This window comes from Wolbachia endosymbiont of Oedothorax gibbosus (assembly GCF_936270435.1).
In the GTDB taxonomy this organism is placed as follows: domain Bacteria; phylum Pseudomonadota; class Alphaproteobacteria; order Rickettsiales; family Anaplasmataceae; genus Wolbachia.
Genome location: NZ_OW370567.1, coordinates 1,536,786 through 1,560,605, shown reverse-complemented (window position 1 = coordinate 1,560,605; position 23,820 = coordinate 1,536,786). Strand labels below are relative to the sequence as shown.

The 23,820-nt window shown below is 34.4% G+C and carries 16 protein-coding genes, 1 tRNA gene and 3 pseudogenes; 4 read left to right on the top strand and 16 right to left on the bottom strand.

Annotation, left to right across the window (positions count from 1 at the left end; translation table 11 throughout):
- Position 1: 1 nt before the first annotated feature.
- A complete protein-coding gene (sucD, locus tag NBW39_RS07920) occupies positions 2-886 on the top strand; it encodes a succinate--CoA ligase subunit alpha (RefSeq protein ID WP_250295130.1) in 885 nt (294 codons plus the stop codon).
- A gap of 73 nt (positions 887-959) precedes the next feature.
- On the opposite strand, the pseudogene NBW39_RS07915 reads toward sucD, so the two are convergent.
- The 3 genes and pseudogenes from NBW39_RS07915 to NBW39_RS07905 form a co-directional block, all read right to left on the bottom strand.
- Positions 960-1,097: pseudogene (locus NBW39_RS07915) on the bottom strand (Rpn family recombination-promoting nuclease/putative transposase); the annotation flags it as partial.
- Positions 1,098-1,168: 71 nt separating this feature from the next.
- Positions 1,169-2,207 (bottom strand): annotated as a pseudogene (locus tag NBW39_RS07910) (IS110 family RNA-guided transposase).
- A 525-nt stretch (positions 2,208-2,732) separates the two neighbouring features.
- The gene (locus NBW39_RS07905; protein ID WP_250295129.1) at positions 2,733-3,905 is read right to left on the bottom strand and encodes an NADH-quinone oxidoreductase subunit D; all 1,173 of its coding nucleotides are present in this window, start codon (positions 3,903-3,905) and stop codon (positions 2,733-2,735) included.
- A gap of 141 nt (positions 3,906-4,046) precedes the next feature.
- Between NBW39_RS07905 and NBW39_RS07900 the strand changes: the two genes are divergently transcribed.
- Positions 4,047-4,664 (top strand): hypothetical protein, encoded by a 618-nt coding sequence (locus NBW39_RS07900; RefSeq protein WP_250295128.1) that lies wholly within the window; start codon positions 4,047-4,049, stop codon positions 4,662-4,664.
- Here NBW39_RS07900 and dapA read toward each other — a convergent pair.
- The 7 genes from dapA to virB9 form a co-directional block, all read right to left on the bottom strand.
- Positions 4,657-5,535, bottom strand: coding sequence for a 4-hydroxy-tetrahydrodipicolinate synthase (gene dapA, locus NBW39_RS07895; protein WP_250295127.1), 879 nt, complete (start codon positions 5,533-5,535; stop codon positions 4,657-4,659). The genes NBW39_RS07900 and dapA overlap by 8 nt on opposite strands.
- 9 nt (positions 5,536-5,544) lie before the next feature.
- A complete protein-coding gene (gene ssb / locus NBW39_RS07890) occupies positions 5,545-6,018 on the bottom strand; it encodes a single-stranded DNA-binding protein (RefSeq protein ID WP_250295126.1) in 474 nt (157 codons plus the stop codon).
- 67 nt (positions 6,019-6,085) lie between these two features.
- Positions 6,086-6,159, bottom strand: a tRNA-Arg gene (locus tag NBW39_RS07885).
- A gap of 385 nt (positions 6,160-6,544) precedes the next feature.
- A complete protein-coding gene (locus NBW39_RS07875) occupies positions 6,545-7,351 on the bottom strand; it encodes a hypothetical protein (protein WP_250295124.1) in 807 nt (268 codons plus the stop codon).
- A 4-nt stretch (positions 7,352-7,355) separates the two neighbouring features.
- Positions 7,356-7,964: a hypothetical protein gene (locus tag NBW39_RS07870; RefSeq protein WP_370273639.1), complete on the bottom strand. Its 609-nt coding sequence runs from the start codon at positions 7,962-7,964 to the stop codon at positions 7,356-7,358.
- Positions 7,965-7,968: 4 nt separating this feature from the next.
- Positions 7,969-9,408 (bottom strand): hypothetical protein, encoded by a 1,440-nt coding sequence (locus tag NBW39_RS07865; RefSeq protein ID WP_250295122.1) that lies wholly within the window; start codon positions 9,406-9,408, stop codon positions 7,969-7,971.
- Positions 9,409-9,724: 316 nt separating this feature from the next.
- Entirely contained in the window at positions 9,725-10,507 is a 783-nt protein-coding gene (virB9, locus tag NBW39_RS07860; RefSeq protein WP_250295121.1) for a P-type conjugative transfer protein VirB9, read from the bottom strand.
- A 600-nt stretch (positions 10,508-11,107) separates the two neighbouring features.
- Between virB9 and NBW39_RS07855 the strand changes: the two are divergent.
- Positions 11,108-12,087, top strand: a pseudogene (locus NBW39_RS07855) (IS630 family transposase).
- 276 nt (positions 12,088-12,363) lie between these two features.
- On the top strand, positions 12,364-13,611 hold the full coding sequence (locus NBW39_RS07850) for an IscS subfamily cysteine desulfurase (protein WP_250295120.1): 1,248 nt from the start codon (positions 12,364-12,366) through the stop codon (positions 13,609-13,611).
- Between the two features lie 553 nt (positions 13,612-14,164).
- Here NBW39_RS07850 and ffh read toward each other — a convergent pair.
- The 6 genes from ffh to bamA form a co-directional block, all read right to left on the bottom strand.
- Entirely contained in the window at positions 14,165-15,508 is a 1,344-nt protein-coding gene (gene ffh, locus NBW39_RS07845; RefSeq protein WP_250295119.1) for a signal recognition particle protein, read from the bottom strand.
- A complete protein-coding gene (locus tag NBW39_RS07840; RefSeq protein ID WP_250295118.1) occupies positions 15,493-17,052 on the bottom strand; it encodes a proton-conducting transporter transmembrane domain-containing protein in 1,560 nt (519 codons plus the stop codon). Before NBW39_RS07840 ends, ffh begins: the two co-directional genes overlap by 16 nt.
- Before the next feature lie 303 nt (positions 17,053-17,355).
- Positions 17,356-20,424, bottom strand: a complete 3,069-nt coding sequence (locus NBW39_RS07835; protein WP_250295117.1) for a WPE palindromic element domain-containing protein — start codon at positions 20,422-20,424, stop codon at positions 17,356-17,358.
- Positions 20,425-20,476: 52 nt separating this feature from the next.
- Complete coding sequence (fabZ, locus tag NBW39_RS07830) at positions 20,477-20,926, bottom strand: 3-hydroxyacyl-ACP dehydratase FabZ (protein WP_250295116.1); 450 nt, start codon at positions 20,924-20,926, stop codon at positions 20,477-20,479.
- Between the two features lie 4 nt (positions 20,927-20,930).
- On the bottom strand, positions 20,931-21,482 hold the full coding sequence (locus NBW39_RS07825) for an OmpH/Skp family outer membrane protein (protein ID WP_250295115.1): 552 nt from the start codon (positions 21,480-21,482) through the stop codon (positions 20,931-20,933).
- A complete protein-coding gene (bamA, locus tag NBW39_RS07820; RefSeq protein ID WP_250295114.1) occupies positions 21,483-23,813 on the bottom strand; it encodes an outer membrane protein assembly factor BamA in 2,331 nt (776 codons plus the stop codon).
- Positions 23,814-23,820 lie beyond the last annotated feature (7 nt).

Sequence of the window (23,820 nt, the reverse complement as noted above, 5' to 3'; positions counted from 1 at the left end):
TATGTCCGTTTTAGTAAACAAAGATACAAGGTTAATATGCCAAGGTTTTACTGGTGCACAAGGTACATTTCATTCAGAGCAAGCAATTAGCTACGGAACAAAAATGGTTGGTGGTGTAACTCCTGGTAAGGGTGGTAGCACTCACCTTAACTTACCAGTTTTTAATACTGTAGCAGAAGCTAAAGAAAAAACCGGTGCAAATGCTACAGTTATATATGTACCAGCTAAATTTGCCGCAGATGCGATACTTGAAGCAATAGATGCAAAAATAGAATTGATAGTTTGCATTACAGAGGGCATTCCTATACTTGACATGGTAAAGGTGAAGCATGCTCTTACTCGTTCAAAAAGTCGATTGATTGGTCCTAACTGCCCGGGAATTATTACGCCCGAAGAGTGCAAAATAGGGATTATGCCTGGCCATATCCATAAGCGTGGACATATAGGGATTATGTCTCGTTCTGGAACTTTAACTTACGAGGCAGTAGCACAAACAACCGCTGTTGGTCTTGGTCAGTCAACATGTATAGGGATTGGAGGGGATCCAGTTCATGGTATGACGTTTGTTGACTGTATGGAGCTGTTTTTAAAAGATGACGATACTCATGGCATTGTAGTTATTGGTGAAATAGGTGGAAATGAAGAAGAGGATGTATCACATTTTGTGAAAACAGAAAAAACTAAAAAGCCAATCGTTGGTTTTGTAGCAGGCCAAACGGCACCTCCAGGAAGACGTATGGGGCACGCTGGAGCAATCATCTCTTCCAGTGGCGGTAGTGCTGGTGCAAAACTAGAAGTTATGCGGAGTGCCGGAATTGCAATTGCTGAAACCCCTGCGGTAATTGGTAAGAAGGTATTGGAAGTAATGCATCAGTGCCTAATCTAAACGCAACTATTGTGATTTACCCTACTAGATTTATCGTAAATTACTAGTATCTGTTCAGCAGATACATAACCGTTTACAAATTTCCACTTAATTCTTCAATCTCACTAATAGAAAGGCCAGTAAACTTGACAATAGTGTTATTATTAGCCAGCATTGCTTTTGCAGCTTCAACTTTCCCTTCCTCTTTACCAATTTTTTTACCTTTTTCATACCAAATCTCAATAGTAATTAGACAAATGAAAAAGAGCGCTTTCTGCTAAGCTAATTTATCGTATTTGTCTCCTATGATTGTTGTCCAGTAAAAAATTCAAATTTTGTGAAATCTTTAAAAACCCAATCATTTTTAAGAGTATAGAAAATGGTTATCAGGAATTTCCTTGGCAGTAGCAGTTATAGCCTTGGCAGAACCACGCTTCTTTTTTATATGCTCATAAAAGCTTTTCAAGTAAGGGCTGTAACGTATAGCAATCCAAGTACATTGAACTAAAGAAGTACGCGCTATTTTTGACCCTCGTTTGGTAATTCTTCCAACTGTACATTGCTGATTGGATTGAGAAACTCTTGGTACAACTCCAAAATATGCAGTAAGTTTCTCAGGCCTACGGAAATCATTAATGTCTCCAATTGTCGTGATAAAAATAGCTGCAGAAATTGAGCCAATTCCCTTTATGCTGATAAGATTGTTAAATCCAGGAAGTTGTTTAGCAAAAGCTATAATTTCCTTTTCGAGTTTTTTAAGGCTTTCTCGGATAGCTTCTAAATGATAACTAATCACTTCAATTTCAACTTTTTCTAAAGTATCCCAGGTATACTTTTGAATAGAACTCTCAAATCCCACTTTAGTTGTAAGTACCTCCTTTTTAATCTTTATCCCATGGTAATTAAAAAGACCATGCATTTTATTGATTAAAGATACCTTTGATTTTACTAACAGATCTCTTGCTTGAAGAAGAGAAGCTAACTACTGACATTGTTTGCTTTTATATCTTGCCTCAGGCAGCATATCTTTGCTTAGAAAGAAAGCAATAGCTCGTGCATCATGCTTGTCTGTTTTGTGTACAGAGCGGCGAACAACTTCGAACTGTCCGTGAGCAATTATCACGACACGTTTAACATAAGGTGAAACTGCATCATAAAAGAAACAGCTGTTACCTGTTGCTTCTATAGCTACTTCATCTGTTTCTTGAAGACCTTCGATAAAATTATCCAAGTCTTTTAAACGAAACGTTTGAATATGCTCAGGTTTCCCTTCTTGTAAGTAACAAGTAGTAAAACTATTGGTATGTACCAATGTGACGCATATTTTTTCCTCCAATTGCATATTTCAATATATCAGAGTAGAATATTGCCGGTTGGTCCAAACTCCTATACGAGGTCATCACATTTTGTGAGCCTCACGATGATTTTCGGTGGCATAGGCAATTAATCTTCCCAACGAGGTCTTCTTTCTAATGAAAATAGAAAGTGCCTCAGACAAATAGTCAACCTGCCACCTATCCACTCTGAGAAGTTATTATCTTCTCTTGCTTCCAACTAAGCAATATAATACTATTCATACCATCTTCCCAATAACGAAGTTTGGTATAAATTAAATCAGGCTCAACTACAGCAAATTGAAGAGTGGATAGAAGAAAATCCTAATATTACCACTAAAGAAATGAGAAATTGTGCTTATTTTAGTTTTAATTTTATCTCTTATTTCGTAGTCTGGTTTAACCTTAAAAAGGTCAATGCCTACAAGAAAATTTGTTTCATCAATAAAAAAACTCATATTAGCCTCTTGTAAATTATTATAAGCGCAATATGGAAGGCGGAAGTTAATATATGATGAATGTTGTTAGTTATTTTACCTATCAATCTCACCAAAAACTATATCGAGTGAGCCAATAATTGCCGCAACGTCGGCAAGCATGTGTCCTTTTGCCATAAAATCTAAGGCTTGTAAATGTGCAAAGCCAGGTGCTCTTATTCGACATCTATAAGGTCTATTGGTACCATCTGAAACTATATACACTCCAAACTCACCTTTTGGTGCCTCAACAGCTGTGTAAGCTTCACCTTTTGGTACGTGATATCCTTCTGAGTAAAGTTTAAAATGGTGAATCAGAGCTTCCATAGATTTTTTCATCTCCGCTCTTGGCGGTGGAGAAATCTTTCTATCTTCAGTTTTTATTGGCCCTTCAGGCATTTTCTCTATGCACTGCTTTACCAAATTAATAGATTGCCTAATCTCAGCCATCCTCACTAAATAACGATCATAGCAATCACCATTTTGGCCAATAGGTATATCAAAATCTAGCTGATCATATATTTCATATGGCTGGCTTTTTCGCAAATCCCAAGCAAGCCCAGCAGCACGCAACATTGGTCCACTAAAGCCCCAATCAAGTGCTTGTGCCACTGATATTTCACTGATTCCTACAGTGCGTTGCTTCCATATCCTATTTTCTGTTAAAAGTTCATCAACATCATCTATATATTTCGGAAATTGCTCTATAAACTTTGCAATATCCTCAATCAAACCTTCTGGAATATCTGCTGCAACTCCACCTGGTCTGATGTAAGCTGCGTGAAATCTTGCACCTGAGGCTCTTTCATAGAACTCCAGTATTTTTTCTCTCTCTTCAAAAAGCCATAAAAGAGGGGTCATTGCTCCAACATCAAGTGCTTGAGAAGAGACATTCAGTAAGTGATTTAGTATCCTTGTCAGTTCACAAAACAAGACACGCAAATATTTTGCCCTAATTGGAATTTCGCATTGCAACAATTTTTCAACGCATAACGAATATGCATGCTCTTGTGACATTGGTGATACATAATCAAGGCGGTCAAAATATGGCAAAGCTTGAAGATACGTTTTATGTTCTATTAATTTTTCAGTACCACGGTGCAAAAGCCCAATATGGGGATCAGCTCTTTCGATTACTTCACCATCCATCTCCAAAACAAGACGTAACACCCCATGTGCAGCTGGATGCTGAGGGCCAAAATTTAACATCATTGTCTTTAGATCGGGCATGTCCGGTAGTTTAAGATATTAAAGTTGTATAGACTGAAGTGCGCTCAAAGTCAATGACAAAAAAGAATGACATAAGAAGTATATTGACTATATAAGCTAAAGATGTCATAATTATTAATAAATATTAGTGAGGTAAATACTATGAGTTATACAAGAACACAACTAAAACAGGCACTACAAGCAAAAAGTGACCCGACAGAAGAATTTAAACCACACCCAGTAGCAATGACGTTAACACTAGCAGCATTGCTAGGAATAATGGCAGGCATCTCGGCTGGTGCAGGGGCTCTTGCAGGTTTGGCTCTAAGTTTCATCAGCTTGCCACCTCTTATTGCAGGTGGAATTATTGGTTCTGCTGTGATATTAATATCCCTTATAATCGATTCTTGTCGTTCCCAAAAAACTACAAGTCTCAACGATATATCAGAAGACATGTCAGAAGAACATAAACGAGTTTTGAGAGAATATTATAATAGCACTGAGTGTAAAGTTAAGAATTATGTAAATATTATTACTAATATTGGTGTCTCTTTTGGAATTGGAGCAGGGTTGGTTGCTCTTGTTTTTACATCACCAGCAGCTATAGGTGCTTTAACTTTTGTAGTGAGTTTGATTGCTTGTATTCCTTTAAATTTCTTAATTGATAAAGCAATTGAGTGCTTTTTTCCAGAGGGAAGTAAGCAGCCAGATAGCTTGGTTGATAGCGATGTGGAAGTTGATGTTGCTGTTACAGGTCTTAATCCTTGTCCTACTAATTAGTCGGTTCTTTCCATCCAAGAATCATTTTATTAGCTTGCCTTAGTATTCCAACAGAAGGCAAGTCTTCTGTGCTGAGTGGTAGGCGGACAGTTTTGTGTTCTATAAGACCAATATCATGTAGGAGTGCTTTAGTGGGTATTGGGTTGCTGGCAATAAATAGAGCTTTGCAGGCTTGTTGCCAAACATCTGACTGAGGATTCTCACCACTTAGGCATTGCTTAACGTATTCATGCACTACGTGTGGCCAAACATTAGAAGCAACAGAAACCAGGCCAGCCGCACCCTTAGCAGCCATATCGGGTATCATATTATCATCTCCACAAAATACCTCGATATTTGGTGCAACTTTCTTATACTGAGCTAAAGTATCAACGGTGCCACTTGAATCTTTGATAGCCCAAAATTTTTCGTGGCTGGATAAGTTATGCACAGTTTCAGGATGAAGATTTATTCCTGCTCTTGATGGAATATTGTAAAGCATGGCTGGCACATGTGCTCTTTCAAGTAGCTTTTCAAACCATAAAGTCTGCCCCATGATTCCAGGCTTTGCATAAATGGGAGTTGTCATTAGATAGCCATGAATAGGCATATCCTTGCAAAAATCAAGCCATTCAAGAGTCTGATATAGATTCACTCCTGGTACACCAATTACAATTTTTGTATTTAATTTTAGCTCACATACAAATTCAACTAATGTACGCTTTTCAGAATCAGTAAGCGATAGGCTTTCACCTGTGCTACCCAGTAACACTACACCATTTTCAGCTTCAGCTTGCATTATTAGTAAACGCTGCAAGCTTTGGTAATCTATACTATCTCCATTGCAATTAAAAGGAGTAACACAAGCAGTCCATAAAAATGTAGATTTCAATTTAAATTGTTAAAATGGTATTTCATCGTCGAGTAGTTCATCTTTTATATCGTTGTCAAAACCTTCGTACTTATTTTTTTGTTCTGTTTCATTTTGTTTATATTCACTCGGCTTGTAATCGGAATTTGGTCGTGAATCGAGGAGAGTAAGAGCGCTATTAAAATTATATAGAACCACCTCTGTTGTGTATCTTTCACTGCCATTTTGGTCAGTCCATTTTCTAGTTTTCAAAGAACCTTCAACGTAAACTTTACTGCCTTTACGTGCAAAATCTTTGACAATTTTTACTAATCCTTCACTAAAAATTACGATATTATGCCATTCTGTCTTTTCAGAGCGCGTACCGGAAAGTTTGTCAGTCCAACTTTCAGATGTGGCTATTGAAAAACTTGCCATCTCTTTTCCATTTTGTGTAGTCCTAATTTCAGGATCTTTTCCTAAATTACCAACTAGTATGACTTTGTTTATGGTACCACCAGACATAATTATGCTCTAAATAAATCTCTTTATTATCTTATGTGAAAGTACTATTGTCAAATTTAATTAAAAGTGCGCTTGGAGGGATTCGAACCCACGGCCTTTGCCTCCGGAGGGCAACGCTCTATCCAACTGAGCTACAAGCGCATATATAGCTACCCACCCGCGGTATCTCTAGATCCCGCTAACACGTAGCGGACCGTCATACCGCCCACAACTGTACGAACATTCGTTTGTGAAAGCAGTGTGTTAAATGTTATAGCAGGTTTTGCCTCAAACACAAAGATGTCATCCCAGTGCCCAGACACTGGGATCCAGAAAAATTGATTGTAAACAAACGACTATACAACATTTTCAATAAAATTACAAAAAAGCTGGATTCCAGTGTCACGCACTGGAATGACATCATTTATTATGCAACATCGTGTCACATTGCAACGTTCGTACAGTTGTGCACGGTATCTCATCAGCTAACAAGCAGCGGGATGACGGTTTTTCAAATTGTCGTAAGTCACTTTGGCTATATACTAAATTATTTAATAGATAAGCTATCCAAGTCAAATTTTTGTTTTGGATAAAGCGTAAACATAACACTTCCATGTCCAAGATATACATTTTGAGAATCATTCGCATGCTTTTTTATTGCTTTTTGATCTACGGCCCATACAAAAGTCACACAATTTTCAGTGACTGAGTGCACCTTTAAGTCCTTAGTATTTATAAACAGCTTTCCATTTACCCATATTTTCCATGTATCGGAAGAAAGATATAAAATTGAGTCTAAACTTACTACCTTACAGTTGAAATTCTCCTCTTTTGTAGCTCTTGAAGGCCGTAAATTGAACTTTTCCATTTCATTGACCATTCTATTAACTGGCTCTTCATCAAAAAAAATGCTTTTTACGTTACTATATTGTGACAAAACGTCAAAGTCACTTTCCACTGCTTCTCTTATTATATCGTCCCGATCTGTATAGCTTAGTTTTTGATTGTTAATAAAGAAACACTCTTTTGCACGCAAATTTGCTATATCAATAAAATCATCGATTTCTTGATTGCCAACTTTAAGAATACTTTCAAAATATCTTTTTTCTATCATCATTCCATACTGAGAATGATGACAAACCATTTCATCATTACCTTGTTTTTCTATGTATACGCATAAATTTCCACTATTTAATCCTAATATTTTATGCTCAATAAAATCTTCATTGCCAATATATTGTCGGCAAGAATACTCCTTACAAATTTCTATGCTTTCTATGATATCTTCACAACTGCAATATGCATTAACATTGGAAATGAGTAGCGTAAAAATAAAAAACAGCTTTATGTTCATCACCTTATCTACTTAATATAATATACCAATCAAAGACTATATTAGCTCTCACTATCTTTATCATATTACCATTCAAAATCTGATTCATAGTTGCAGCATCAATATTTCTCTGCTTGTTTAAAATAAGAGATTTGATCATAACATAACCGGGCAGATTTGGAATAGACTGTAGAAATAAAAAAATATGCTTATCGCTGATTGAACTTAAATTTAGGACCACTTCACTTTTTATTACTTTTGTGCGTCCACTTTTATTGTGGAGTTCAACTTCTTCGGGTATAGAAATTGATATTTCAGGTTCTAATATATAGTACTTTTTATATAATCTGCTAAGCTCGAAATTTAAATTTGCAATGTATCTGCTACTGTGTAAATTTGAAGAAGAAATTTTTTTCCATAAATCTAGGTTTTTATTTAGAACAACTTCCTTTTTTTGAATTCCAGTAATCTGTAAATTAATAGAACGTATTTTATCAATCGCAATTTGGTTTTTATTATAAACTTTTTCATTATAGATAACAACATATGTTAATAACCCTATTAATCCAACAGATAATAACAAATACGATATAAACTGAATTGTAGCCTTTCTTTTTAATTGAGAGATAGTCATTAATCTACATTGCCTCTCCTATTTCAACATCAATAGATAGATTTTGCCCTTTAGCAGCAGGTAAGCTAGAAATACTAATGTCATAGGTACGAAAATTATCGTTTAAATTTTTTCGTAGTTTCTCGTATTGATGAGAAATATTTTTACCGGATCGAAAATTAAACCTTAAAATTGTGGTAATATAACTTTTTGCCTCATTATAATTCCATTCAAATGATCGAAGCTCTATACCTGGTACTTTTAACTTTTCTACATACTTAACTTGTGTAAGAGGAGAATATTCTATTTTTGATAAAATATTATTGATATTAATAAAATCATAAATTTCATCTATTTTTTTTACATTGTAGCTTTGGCTAAGTTTTGTTAATTGGTTATTTAAGGTGCTCTGCTTTGCGGATAAATTATCAGCGACATTGAAATTTGAATACAAATTTAGCAAACAAAGGGTGTTTGTTATAACTAAAACCAGGGCGAAGTATAGAAAAATTCGAGAAGAGTTTAAATAAAGGTAATTGAATAGATAAAATTCTTTAGTTTCCTTTGTATTAAAAATAGCTGCTAATTTATTCTTAAAGCTGTGAAACAAAATTATGGTATCGCAAAAGTTATCTTTTTCACTTATAGCTAGTTCTGCTCCTAATAGCTTGCCTAACTCATATGGAGTTAATATGTTCACACTGTTCTCTGAAAAATTTATGACTGATAAACTAGCTTTAATATCTTCTGACACTATGATGCAAAGGTCGATAGGGTTATTTTTTTTAAACCCAAACTTAGTTAGGGATCGAATAGTATCTTGCACTTCCTGATATATTCCACCAGCAATAATTCCTGGTAAATTATCATTAGTAAATGATGTTAAACGCGTAAATACCATTTTATTCTCTTTAAGAACCACTTGTCTATAGCCTCCCGTTTTAGTTGCAGCAACTATAATTTTCCAATTACTGGGATCTTTATGTAGAATCTTTTTTGTTATATTACTTATTTCTATAGGAAACATTAATATTCCCTTAAAGTTGGAGCCTATCTCAATAAACACATTCAACCAATATTCTACTAAATGCTTTGCTTTTGATGAAACAAGAAGATAGCACCAGTTTTGATTGAATTTGTTTGGCTTCTCAACCAAAAAAACTGAACTTATGTCATTATTACGAGAAAAATGCTCCATCTTTGTTTTTGCTGATAGATAGGCGCTAATCTTGTTTGCCCTTGTAATAAACTGTAGCGAGTAATTTTGATCTGCATGATTAAGTACCAGGTATAAAGGTGCTTTTTTATCTGACGAAAGACATGAAATTAAATCAGAAACTGCTTTATCGTTTTTGCCCTTAACAAAATACCTTTTATTTAAAGTGTTATTTTTAAAATATAGTAACATTATGCCTTCTTCTCCAATAGAAAGCATGAACTTACTTTTGGATTTTGAACTAAACATATTAACAAAGCGTATACTTATCTAGAATTAAAAAGGCAATTTATTGAAATTCATTAAACGTTAGAGGGAAATATTGTTATAAATTTTCGCAGCAACATTATTTATATTATAATTTTTTATAAAATTACTACTAATATTAAGTTATTTAATTGATGAATTAAGAAAATTTATTAATTAGAAATACACACTAGGTCAATTAATTTTAATTGACCTAAAACGCTAATATAGTTGTTATTAATATTGTATTAATTGTGAAGGTGAAAAATTCTGATACATCTTCAGTAACTTTTTCTCTACTTTTTTTGGGTAAGGTCAGTTACCCTTTTTTGAAAGGTATGTTTTCATTAAATAAGCAAACTGTACTTGATCCATTTCTCAAGGTAAATACTGAACTTACCCTTTCGATTATCAGGTAGTCGTCAGTTGTGCGGAAATTTACTAAAGACTCATACCCTGCAGAATCAACCATAAAAACTGCTGGGAAATCAGAGTTTATTTTATTGAATTGTAGATATGTAAATTTTCCGTCATCAAAAACCTTAATTGGTATTATTGACTGACTGCCTTTAACGTGCGAGATGGAATAATTAAAATTTAAGCCCTTCTTTACAACTTCAATGTCGTTTATATCAGGAATAATGGTATGACTAGCTTGTTCGAAGATATCGCCGTTATTTGTTGTGTAAATCTCATCACTGCTAAATAGTGGATAAAGAAACCTTACTTCATACGCTAATTTTGGATCATCTAGTCCGGTTGCTTCTTCAGCATGAAACTCAAAGTAATAAACTCTTTTATTGGTAATTATAGTTGCGTTAGTATCGGCAATATCATCTATAGGCTTAATAAACAATCTGTTACCTTGAGGAAGAAGTTGCCAACCAGTTGGATCACCCATTGAAAGGTTTTGTATTTCCTCCCCTGGTTCAAACAATATACTGGACTGATAACCATAAAAACCCGTATACTTATGTATAGCTTGTGGGTTATAATTTATTACCTTTATGTGATTATCTCCAGCTATTGAACGTGGCTCCTGTTTTGCAAGTGCATCACTACCACAAAAAAACAACAGTACGGCAAACAGTAAACCAATCATGATATCAAAATAAATTAATCTTCATTTTATCATTGATAGACATGCACTGCAACTATTAAGCTATACTATAAACCCCAATTATAAGTTAGCAAGCGGTAGAAAAGGCAAGCTTCATGACGCTCAACGAAAAAAAGGAAGCATTTGGCTTGCCACCACTGCAGAGTGATAGATCGGAAATTTGACATATAGTATTATTAACAAGTATTTAATATTCATGTTAAAACTTTTTTAATTATATTTTATGTGAGGAAATTATATCAGGTACAATAGAAGGAAGTCAAAATGAACTGGAAGAATTGGGTAAGTTTAACCAGGTACAATGGAATAAGTTTGTGGAAGGTTCTATTAACAAGGGAAAGAAAGAGTTAAAAGCAGAGCCTTCTATTTCCTATACTTTCTTCCTTAATCCAGAATTCGTGTTAGTAGGGTAGTTATGGATAAAAATGAAGCTTTAAAAATTGTAAGTTAAAAATATGATATAAATAAAGATAAGAGGAAAGATAACTCTATATACTCATACCAATTCCTATTACATAACAAACAAATAGACAATAGAAGTGAGAAGGTTATACTAAGGCAGTATAATGATGGAGTTTTGGAATGGCATTGGTATCAAAATTATTAGACGAAAAAGTTGTGGATTTAGCAAAGGAAATGTTGAAAAAAGTAAGGAATAATGCATATGTTTCAAAGAAATTACAAGCCGTAATAGCAGCCAAAAAGCACAGTATATCGGAGGTAGCAAGAGTGTGTAAAATCTCGAGAACCGCATTGACTGAATGACCTAAAATTTGGAAGGATAGAAAAACTGTTTGCGCCGCCTGAGCGCCGTAGAAAAAGTATACTAAATCAGAGTCAACGCGGGCAAATTGAGATGTGGATAGAAGAAAATCCGAACATTACTATTAAAGAAGTAAAAGTGAAGATATTAGAAGAATTTGGCTTAAATATCAGCAAATCTACAGTTCACAGCGAGATGCAAAAGATCTACATAACACCACGACCAATGCACCATAAACAAGATCCAAAAAAACAGGAAGAATTCAAAAAAAAATCTCAATGAGAAAGTAAATTCATATCCTCAAAAAGAGGTATTTTTCTTCGATGAATCTCGATTTGGAACGCATTCAAAAGTTGGACATGGATGGTTTAAAAAAGGTATGAGAACGCAGGTAAAGGTGAAAATAGGTAGAGAAAATTTCTATCTTTATAGTGCTGTAAACCCAGAAGTGGAGAAGATTTCAGCCTATTTGCACCAAACGTAAACACTGATTGTATGAACATATTTTTGGAGCAAATGTCGAAAGATTTGGAGTCTCAAGAGGCCTTTTTAATTATGGATTGTGCTAGTTGGAAAAAGCTTAAAAGTACCACAAAATATCACCATAATTTATTTGCCACCATACTCACCAGAGCTCAATCCCGTTGAGAGGTTTTGGTTATACATAAAACACAATATTTTGCGCAATAAAATCTACGATACTATCGGCCTACTTGAGGATGTTTTGTGCAAATTTATTGTCGATCTTTCCCCTGCTACAATTAAACAAGTTTGCAATGTCTCTTATTTGTTCACTTAGTAAGGGGAGTTGGTATCACTATAGGAATAAAGTTATCACGGGCGTGTGCGACCGCGCCAGCATTATAATATGTAAACAATGTCATTCCTGCGCGTAAGCAGGAAAAAAGGGCATAGTGTTGTGGCACTTGGATAGGAGCTGACACCATCACAAAGTGAACCAGCGTCATACACACATCCCTTTGGTGACAATGTTTGTTGATGCAAGATTATACCTTGAAAAAATTAAGTTTTAGTGCTATTAAATAGTTATAAATTTTGTCTCTGTGGTAGCTTTATGAATGTTAAAAGTAAAAAAATACATGATGCTAAAATAAAATTACCAATATTTCTTGATTATCAATCTACTACTAAAGTGGATCCCCGTGTTTTAGAGGTGATGATACCTTACTTTGGTGAGTTCAGCAATGCACACTCTCGCAGCCATTCATTTGGTTGGACTGCTGAAGAAGCAGTGGAAAAAGCAAGGAAACACATCGCTGATCTGGTGAACGCAGATAGCAAAGAAATTATCTTTACCTCAGGTGCAACTGAGTCAAATAATACGGCAATCAAGGGCGTTGCTCACTTTTATAAAAATAAAGGAAATCATATAATAACTGTCTGTACGGAGCATAAGTGTGTTCTGGATTCTTGTCGGCATCTGGAAAATGAAGGCTTTAAAGTTACATATTTGCCTGTTAAACAAAACGGAATTATAGATTTATCAAAGCTTGAGGAAGCAATTACTGATAAAACAATCCTGGTTTCAGTGATGATGGTAAACAATGAAATCGGAGTAATTCAGCCTGTCAAAGAAATTGGTGCAATATGTAGAAAGCATAATATATTTTTCCACACAGACGCTGCTCAAAGCTTTGGAAAAGTTCCAATTGATGTAAATGGAATGAACATAGACCTTATGAGCCTTTCTAGCCACAAAATTTATGGGCCTATGGGAATAGGTGCATTATATGTCCGTAGAAAGAATCCTCGTGTTAGGCTGATACCGCTAATTAGTGGTGGTGGACAGGAAAGAGGCATGCGCTCTGGCACAGTTCCAACTCCCCTTGCAGTCGGTTTTGGTGAAGCGGCACGTATTGCTAAAGAAGAAATGAAAAAAGAAACAACTAAAGTAGAAGAATTAAGGGATGTTTTGTATAATAAGATAAAAGAAGCATTTCCTGATATCGTTTTAAATGGTGATTATGAAAATAGAATTCCTGGCAACCTAAACTTGAGCTTTCCCTATGTTGAGGGTGAGTCTCTCATCATGGCAATCAAGGATTTAGCAGTAAGTTCTGGTTCTGCGTGCACGTCTGCGTCTCTTGAGCCTTCCTATGTCATACGGTCGCTAAATAATGGCCATGACCTTGAGCATTCATCAATTAGATTTGGCCTAGGCCGATTTACAACTAAAGAAGAAGTTTTGTACGCAGCAGATCTTGTTGCTAAAAATGTTGGCCGACTGAGAGAAATGAGCCCACTTTGGGAGATGGTACAAGAAGGAGTAGATTTGAACACCGTGAAATGGGACTCTCATTAAGAGGTTGTCCACAAACTAGTAAATCAAGCATATTCCCTACTTAACATAACTTTACTCATAGCTAAATATAAAGGGAATGTTCAAAAAACCATACGCGTCAAGTTAAGGAAATATTGCCCAATATAGCAACATTTAAAAGGGGTATCTTGTTTGTTACGTTTACTTTTCAAGGAAGTTTTGATTTAAAATGAAATAAATTTTTCAGAAAAATCTATAAACTATTAGCTTTATTGCTTACTATCTAAAATAGTTTTTACCATTTCCCTTTTTTTCTTATACTACTTTTCCTTAACTTGACGCGTATGCTTTTTTGAACATTCCCCCAATTTTAGGCGCATGAGCAAAGATTATGAGCATTCTCCTCTTACTTCAAAAAACAATATCTTCTTTAATATGATTACTTCTATGCTTACTAAATTAGCTACTTAAGTCCTTTCAAGACAGGCTCTTACACCTTTTGAATTTATATGTTTACAGTGCTCCTGAATTATTTATACTAAATCCATACCATCACACTCTGGGACCATACAGTCTCATTCCACTACCTGCTGACTTACTTTCTGCTTAGCATATCCATCAAATCAGATTCTTTGAGTTTACTATGGTCAACTTTACTGAACTTATTTACCATAGAGCTCATTTGATTATACTGCTTAATCAGAAGATTGACGTCAGTTACACTTGTTCCGGACCCCTTAGAAATTCTAAGTCTTCTTTTGCCATTTAAAATATCTGGATTTTGCCTTTCTTTTTCAGTCATTGAGTTTATGATGGCTATATATTTTTTCACTTTATTGTCATCTGGCACACTGCTGCTTAGCTTTTTTGTGAATGAACTGGGAATGAATTTCATTATGTTGCTAATACCATCAATTTTACTCAGAGTTTTTAACATTCCCACTAGGTCGTTTAGATCGAATTTACCTTTTTTTACTTTCTTTTGCAGTTTATCGATTTCTTCCTGACCAACAATCTCAGCAGCCTTTTCAACCAATGAGACAACGTCGCCCATGCTAAGTATCCTTTTTGCAATTCTGTCGGGATAAAAATCATCAAGGTCACTTAATTTTTCACCACAAGCAATAAATTTAATCGGACAATTGATGATCATTTTCATAGAAAGAGCAGCACCACCACGTGCATCACCATCAATACGGGTAAGAATAATACCAGTTACACCTATTATTTCATTGAATGACTTAGCCATGTTTACTGCATCTTGACCTATCATCGCATCGGTTACTAAAATAACTTCTGCAGGTGAAGCTATTTCCTTCACATCTTTCAGTTCATTCATCATATTATCGTCAATATGAAGCCTGCCTGCAGTGTCTAGTATTAATACATCATAATTATCATTTTTTGCTGCTGCTAGTGCCCTTTTTGTAATTGTAATGGGCTTCTCGTCTATTACTACAGGTAAAGTTTGCACATCTATTTGTTTACCTAGCACTTCAAGTTGTTTTTGGGCAGCCGGCCTATAAATGTCTAAAGAAGCAAGCATCACTTTTTTCTTTTGTTTTTTTAACTTTAAAGCAAGCTTCCCTGAGGTAGTTGTTTTACCTGCACCTTGTAAGCCCACCATCATAATCACAGCAGGGGGTTTAACTGCTAGGTTTAAGTCACTTTTTTCTGATCCGAGAACTGCAACTAAATTATCCTGCACAATTTTGATTATCATTTGCGCTGGAGAAACACTTTTTATGACTTTTTCTCCAATCACTTTATCTTTAATGTCGTTGATGAATTTTTTTGCAACTTCAAGTGAAACGTCAGCTTCAATTAAGGCTATGCGTATTTCACGCATGGCAAGATTAAAATCATCTTCAGAAATGATTGATTTTCCTCTCAGTTTACTAAATACAGAATTTAAACTTTCGGTTAACGATTTAAACATAATAGCATTAGTAGAATACTCATTAAAAAGAGAGAAGAAGCTGAAACAAAACTCACTGAGTTATAATCCAGCACTTCTTTAAGTTTAGTAATATTATTAAAGTATAAACCAGCAAGTGAATTAGTCAAGTTTTGCAGTACATTGGCAGACATTTCTCTCACTCTAAAGATCAGTTGATTGAACAGCAAGATAATATAGGGTATGAAAGCTCTAAAAGTCCAATCAACATCCATTTTAAAATTTATTCTCGGGTAAAATAACTTGTGTAAAGGAATGAACAATAAAGTGGTACATAATAACAAAACAAATTGCGACAAAATATTTTTTGTGTTGTATACAAAATCGAAAATCGAAGATTTATTGTAAATAGGTAAGTAAGGATTGCCGGCAATTATACATATAAATGCTAAAATAATCATAGTCATTTTGTCTCCCCTCTCTGCTAAAGGTTTTGACTTACTTTTTGCAATAAATAAGTAATAAAGAAACTTTAGCCCCACGCTTAAATGAAGCAGCAAATTTAGAACCTTGTATAAGTTTTTATACACTTCTAAATTAGTACCATTCGCTTCAATCCCGGCTGTAATGTATGATTTACTAATAAATCCAGCGGTTCCAGGAAATGCAGCCATTGTAAGTATTGCGATTATAGCACACATGCCTTCCACTGACACCAATTTACCTACTCCATTAAAACTAATTGTTTTTGTTCGTGAAATAATCGAATTGCTAACCACAAACAATAATGATTGATAAACAAGAGAGAAGATTATATGCAGTATCAAAATTGGTGTTGCCTTTTCCGAAGGGCTGAGCAAACTTCCTGCAATAATCAGCAAGCCCATTTGTCCTACAATATTATAGCATAAAAATCTGCGAATATTTTGCTCAAGAGAAGCAAATATAATGCTGTAAATTGCAGTGATGGCACCTACAAACGCTAATATTTCAGTACAATCTTGCCATAGGTTATAAGTGTGTAAAAGCATCACTAAAAAAGAGACTTTAGTGGTAAATAAAGAGAGATATGTAGTGCCATGTAGCGATGCAGCAGGATATGCATCAACAACCCAAAACGAAAAAGGAAAACAAGCGCAGTTTATCAATAAACCCAAAATTATCAGGTTAGTGCTTTGAAGTGCCAATCCTGCTATTAATATAACTCCAACCAAAAAGTGTACACAAGCGTACCTTACTGCAGGTCCACTATCTCTACAGCTAGCTGCGATAATAAAAAATGCACTGACGGTCATTAATTCAAAGAATATTATAACTAATATTGTCTGCTTAGATAAAATTGCACACAATGAACTGATAGTGTAAGCAAAAAAAGAAAGCATCTCTGAAAAAGTCAAATTTTGTGCTGGTAGAACAGCTAAAAATGCAACTGATAAAAAAGATATTAGTATGATACGAAAAGATAAATCAAAATCTAGAATTGGGAGAGACCAATTTACTGCAATGCTCAAATTTTCAGGTAATTTTAGGACTATAACTATTAATACAGTCAGTAGAAGTAACAGTGACGATTTATAAAGTTGCACAATAATTTAAACCAATATGGTTTATGCTATCTCAATATATGAATAAAATCAATTTGCATATTAACCACTAATTAAACTAATTATCATATAATTATATCAGAGTTTAGAGGGTTATAGAGAAACCGGTCAGATTAGGTTTTTAATCTAATCTGACCGATAGCTTTAATAGTGAGGTAAGCTTTAATATAGCATTCTTAATTCATAATGCTACACTCGTGCATAATTTATTTTTAATTTGTGCACGAGCGTTAGTAAATTATTTACTTTTTGAAATAAAATTTGGCATCACTTTAATATCCAGACCTAGTAGACTTCAGTAGGGCTGCCAGTTGGGCCCATAAGAATTATTTGCTCGCCTTCTCTTAAGTGTCTGCATAAACCAGTGGAACCGCCGATTTCCAGCACAATAGTGGAAATAATTCCTTTTTTTTTGTCTACTTCAGTGCCAGTTACAGCTATACCCTCCATAGCAAGGTTTGTATTATTGGCTTTTCTGCTATTGGTTTCAAAATTTTGCAATCTAAAGAATTGCCCAGGCTTAAAATTCTTTGCCGCAAGTGGTACTTTGATCACTATTTCCACAACTTTGTCTGTTAAATATTGAACTTTTATAACCTTTGCAGTGAATTGCTCTTTGATTTTATTGAAAAATTCTTTGTTAGCCAGGTGTTCTGATATTATTCCAGCGCGTGACGCTTTAGTGTACAAATGCTGCAATTTGTAGGTAATTCGCATAGCAGGTGGTGTCATGCAAGTAGCTGACGCTGGAATCCAGTTCTGACTATACAACCATCTGGTGTACTCATTCAAAATTAAGTTTTCTGGATCCCAGTGTCTGGGCACTGGAATGACATCTTTTTTGGTGAAAGTTACTCTTACATTACAACATTCATACAATTGTGCATATGACTCCGAGATTCTATCTGGAGTGGCAGAAATGAAGCTATTAACTCTATTCAAAAGCTGAGAAATGATAGGGTAACCATTCTTAGCGCTTGCCATAGCTTTCACGACGCTACCGCTATACGAAGGATGAAGATCACCAAAAAAGCTAATTGTTTTATTGCCTTGCTTATATACTAATATTCTGTCTTTATTCTGCATCTTAGGAGAAAATATTGGATCTATTTCTTTTCCTGATGAATTCAAATGAGTAAAATACCCATTGCTTAATTTAAAATGCTTTTTATCTTCTGTTGCAATAACTGTATTTGGCTCAGTACCTGCTGCTATAAAAATAGAACGTGCTTTCATGCATTTGATTTCGCCGGATTTTGTGTCTATTAGTTTTATTGATTCAGCATGATTATATTTATCCGTCACAACTTCAACTGGCTCTAAGTTTTCAATAAAGTAAATCCCTTCTGACAGTGCATTTTGCACCTCTTCGCTATTTAATCGATAACTTGGTGAATCTTTTAGCTCTTTTCTATATACAACTTTCACTCCCCCCAAACTCTGCATTAACTCTAATATTTTTATTTCTCTATTCTCTTTTTTTGCTAACTCTCGCTCTGCTTGGATCAACTTTGCGTGCGATATGAGCTCATTTGCAATTTTGTGTTCTTCCTCTGTCCAATCTTTTTCAACACAGTCCTTTCCATACTTATCAACTAATATCGCATAACGAAGAAGAAATTTTTCTACTTGAATTGGATAATACGCTAAAGCTTCAGTGGCAGTGTCAATCGCAGTAAGCCCCGCACCTATAACAACTATCGGCATACGAACTTGCAGATTCGCTATAGAATCAAATTTAAGAGCGCCAGTCAGTTGTAACGACATAAGAAAGTCAGATGCCATACGCACTCCACGAGCTAGTATATTCTTTATTTTGATCATTCGTGGCTTGCCAGAGCCAAGTGCTAGGGCGATGTGATCAAAACCCAAGTTGAAGGCATCATCAACATTAATCGTGCCACCAAAACGAATGCCTCCATAAAGTGCGAAATTCTCACGTCTTTCCAGCAGTAATCTAATAATCTTTAAGTAATTCTTATCCCACCGAGAAGTAATGCCATATTCTGCCACCCCACCAAACCCATCTGCCATGCGTTCACTCAATTTTTTGTGTTTAAAATCTTTAATTAGTTGGAAATTATCGATCAAAGGCTCAATTTTTAATCCATCAATGGCGATAACGCTATGCCCATCATTCAACAAATGATGAGCTAAATTAAAACCAGCAGGACCAAGGCCTACAACTAGAACGTTTTTTCCGGTGTTTTCTCTTGGTAATGAACGCTGAAAATTTAAAGGATTCCAACGGCTGAGCAGAGAATATATTTCAAATCCGTACGGTAAACTAAGTACATCATCCAAAATCCTTGTTTCGATCATTGGCACATTCACGGGTTCTTGTTTCTGATATATGCACGAGTTCATACAGTCATTGCATATTCTGTGCCCAGTAGCCGCACATAATGGGTTATCTATCATCACAATTGCAAGGCCTGCTATGCTGTACCCTTCGCTTTTTACCAGGTTCATTTCTGATATTTTCTGCTCTAGTGGGCAACCGTGCAGCTCAACTTTGAGTGGGGACTGTTTAAAGGTATTGTCGTTATTAATTAGCCCCTTTGAACAACTGTCCTTATTTTGCTTATGACAAAATATGCAGTAATGAGCATTATCCAATGCTTTATTCAAACTCACCTTTTCACTTGTTAAGTCAAAACCATATCGTCTTTTTATTTCGCTTGAATACAACACTTCAACTTTGTCTACTTCTTTTTTAGAAAATGGTATGAGATTTTCGTGGTCAAATTTTTTATGAATACTGAATAATATACTCTGTTTGTTTTTTACTCTCCACACTGCATATTGTGCCGCAAGTTCTATTTCTTCTTTGTGATCCTCTTTATTTTCAAACCAATGCATCACCTGCTCAGCAAAATTTTTTTCTGTTGTTGGCAAAGTAAGGAAACTATTTAATCTGTTGGTAACATAATCAATATTTGCTATATCAGTGTATTTCTTCAATGCATAGCGTTGGACAAATAACCTTTTGCATTTATATATTAGAGCAAAATTGTTGTGCTTTTTCTTTAGTTCCTTTATTTCTTTTTCAATGTTGAAAAGTTTTGCAATGAACTCGTCAAATAAATATGAGAGGTCTATTATTAGCTGACTATCTGTTATTTGAGTGGCCAACATTGGTTGTTCTATGGATCCCAGTGTCACGCACTGGGATGACTGGGGGTGACACTGGGATGACATCGAAGAAGAAGCTGCTTTTTCTCTTGCTTCAATTAATGAACAAAACAAGCTTTCATCACATGATTTAATATAATTCAAAAATGTCTCATCTAATTTTATTAATCCATTGCGAGTATATAGATTAGAAAATGAGATGTTGAAATTCAGTTGCATTGCTATATTATATAGTGCGTACACTATAGAGATAGTTTTTTATAGATGAAAATTACTGAATTTGCGTGTTTTGCAACATAGCTAAAATCGTTGCTTCTGCAACTTTTTCTTCGCCAACATATGCAACACACTCAAATTTACATGCACTTAAACGTGCATTTTTAATGTTAGCTTGCAGAATCAGTGTGTCCCCTGGAGTGACTGGCTTTCTGAATTTTGCATTTTCAATAGACATAAAGTAAATAGCTTTGTTTTCTATTGTACCTTGACTTTCTTTACCAAGAATACATATTGCAGATGCCTGAGCTAGAGATTCAATTATTAAGACTCCTGGCATTATTGGATGACCAGGGAAATGGCCAATAAAAAATGGCTCATTGAAAGTCACATTTTTGATTGCTTTTATACTTTTACCAGGATCACACTCTATAACCCTATCTACTAAGAGAAACGGATAAGAATGTGGTAGTATTTTTATAATATCACTGATATTAAATTGCATAAGCCTACTCAATGCCTTTTAAAGCAAATTCAGGTATTTCCTTGTTTATATTGTTTAATACCATATCCGATAAATCAACTTCATCCATAGAGTATAAAACTTGGTTCTTTTTTGAAATAAATAGTACCAAATCTATGTTGTCTTTTTCTGCCGTTTTTTTAGCAACTTCTTTTATCTTGTTAAAAACACTCTCTACTCCATCTCTATAACTTTCTTCTAAATACAACATTTTTTTAGCGTAAGCATCTCTAGCATTTACAGTATGCTTATTAAACTGTTCTGTCTTTTCCTTTTTTGCTTCTTCTGACAAAAGTTCAAATTCTTCTTTTGATGGCTTAAGTTTTTCTAACTCACTTTCAAATTCTTGTTGTAATCTAGAATTCTGCTCCTTTATTTGTTGTTGTATGTTTTGCAGAGCAAGGGATTCATTGATAACTTTATCACTATCAATAATGGCAGCCTTTGTGTTCTGAGGTTGATATCCTACAAACTTATACCCCACAAATAAGGAAATAATTAAGGCAATAACTGATATAAATAACTGTATATATTTCATTCAAATCCCCGCTTCAATAGAAAATTTAACATTTGGTGATGGTATTATATCATAAGATTCCTTTACTAAAGGAAACCCAAAATCTAATCTAAGTCTACCAAAAGGAGAAGGCATTGAAAAGCCAAAACCTGGTGACACTCTTATAAGCTTACTATCATTATATGGATCTTTATATTTCCCATTTTTATCATCTAAGCCAAAAAGTGTTGCATAGTCAACAAATAATGAGCCTTTGATACCAGCATAGTCATATAGTTTTGGTAGTGGGAAATCTACTTGCTGTGTTAAATTAAAATAAGTTTTGCCTCCTAGTGAGCTTTTATTTTTGTCTTCTGCTCTTGGTCCAATACCGGAAAGGTCAAACCCTCTAATCTCATTACCCCCTTTAAAAAAGTGCTGGCCAATGTTTAGATCTTCATCGGTATAAGAAAAAATATGACCTGCCGCCATCTTAAAGCGTAGTATTATGCTATCGTCAATTTTACTTAATATAGGATGCGTGTAAAAAGACAAGAACTCAGATTTTAGGAAGTTTACATTCCCTCCCAATCCTGAAACATCCTGACTTATACGCAATAAATATCCTTCTTTTGGAGCATAAAGATTATCTAGTTTATTATATGCCAATGTGTATCCTACTGATGAAATCTGATGTTCACCTTTTCGGTCCAGTATTATTTCAGAGATATCGGTGTCTTGTCCACCCTTATTATCCATGTGTATATGATTATACTTATAAGAATAGCGAAGGGAATTAGTTAAGTTCTCTGTGGCTTTATATGATAACTTTGTAAAAAATCCCATATCGCAACTATCAAAAGTAGTGTTTGGCTTATCTTGTTTTTCGTAAAATACGCCTACACCTAGTGATGTATCAGAATCATTAAAATTATTTTCAACAAACTCTAAATCAGTAGAAAATACGTATTGACTTTTTTCGAGAGCAAAAGAGAGTTCTTTTCCAGTACCAAATAAATTACGGTCTTTGAGGTCAATTTTAATCAATGCTCCACCAGGAAAAGACACACCTCCTCCCAAATACAACGAAGTAGTGTTTTTTTCTTTAACATTTAAGTCAAGATTTACTGCATCGCCATTAACTGCGTAACTATTTACTTTCACTGTTTCAAAAAAATCACTACTCATTAGTTTTTTACGTGATTTTTGAATCTCAGATATATTGTATGCATCACCTTCTGCTACACTTAGCTTACTTCTGATCACTTTATCTAAAGTGCGATCGTTACCATCAATTGTAATTTGATTTATATAAATCTTTTTACCCGGCAGCACTCTGTAGGTCACATCTACAACATTGTCACGTTGTGCATACTCTGGATTAACTTTTGCAAATATATATCCTTTCTCATTTAAATACTTGTTTATTTTTTCTACTGTATTATTAATTTTAACTCTATTAAATACCTTATCGTTTTCCTCTGTTATAAAATCCAATATTTCTCCTTTTAGGCTCAAATCCTGAATTTCAGTTTCAATATTAACCTCATTATTTCCAAACAAATATTGCTGTCCTTCGTCAATCAAAAAAGTCAACTCTATCTGATTGTTATTATCAACCTCAACAATCGGTTGAATATTATTTTGAATATATCCCTTAGACGAATAAAAACGATCGAGCAATTCTGTGTTAATCAATAAATATTGTGGTGAATAACGAGTTCCGCCCTTAAACATGGCTCTAAATAACTTACTAAATATGTCATTACTATGCACTTTAATAGCTTGCTCTAGCTCGTTTTCAGAAAAGTTTTTGTTACCTATAAATCTTATATCCTTAATTTTAGAGGTTTTACCTTCTTTTATTTTAAAAATTAGATTGACCCTATTACTATCAAGCTTATTCAGCTCATATGCAACGTTAACACCAACCTTACCGTTATTTCTATAAGTAGTGATTAAATTCATTAAATCGTTTTGCAATTTTGTTTCAGTGAAAATAGTTAGCGATTTTGATTGAATTACATTATTTAGCAGCTCTTTGCTGTTAAATAATTTATTACCCTTTAATATTATCTTGTTAATTAGTGGATTTTCTTGAATTTTTACTACTAAATTTTTTTTATCATCGATATAAGCGTTAACACTAGCAAACAACTTTGTTTTATATAAACCTTTTATAATCGAATCTATATCATCGTCATCTACATAGCTACCAGGTTCCAACTTTATATAAAACCCTATTGTTTGATTGCTTACTCGCTCATTGCCAATGCATTTGATATCTTTTATCTGTACTTTTTCCTTATTTTCTAAAGCAACAAGTAGAGCGGGAAAAATTACTATTAATAATATGTAAAGTAGCTTTTTCATATTTATT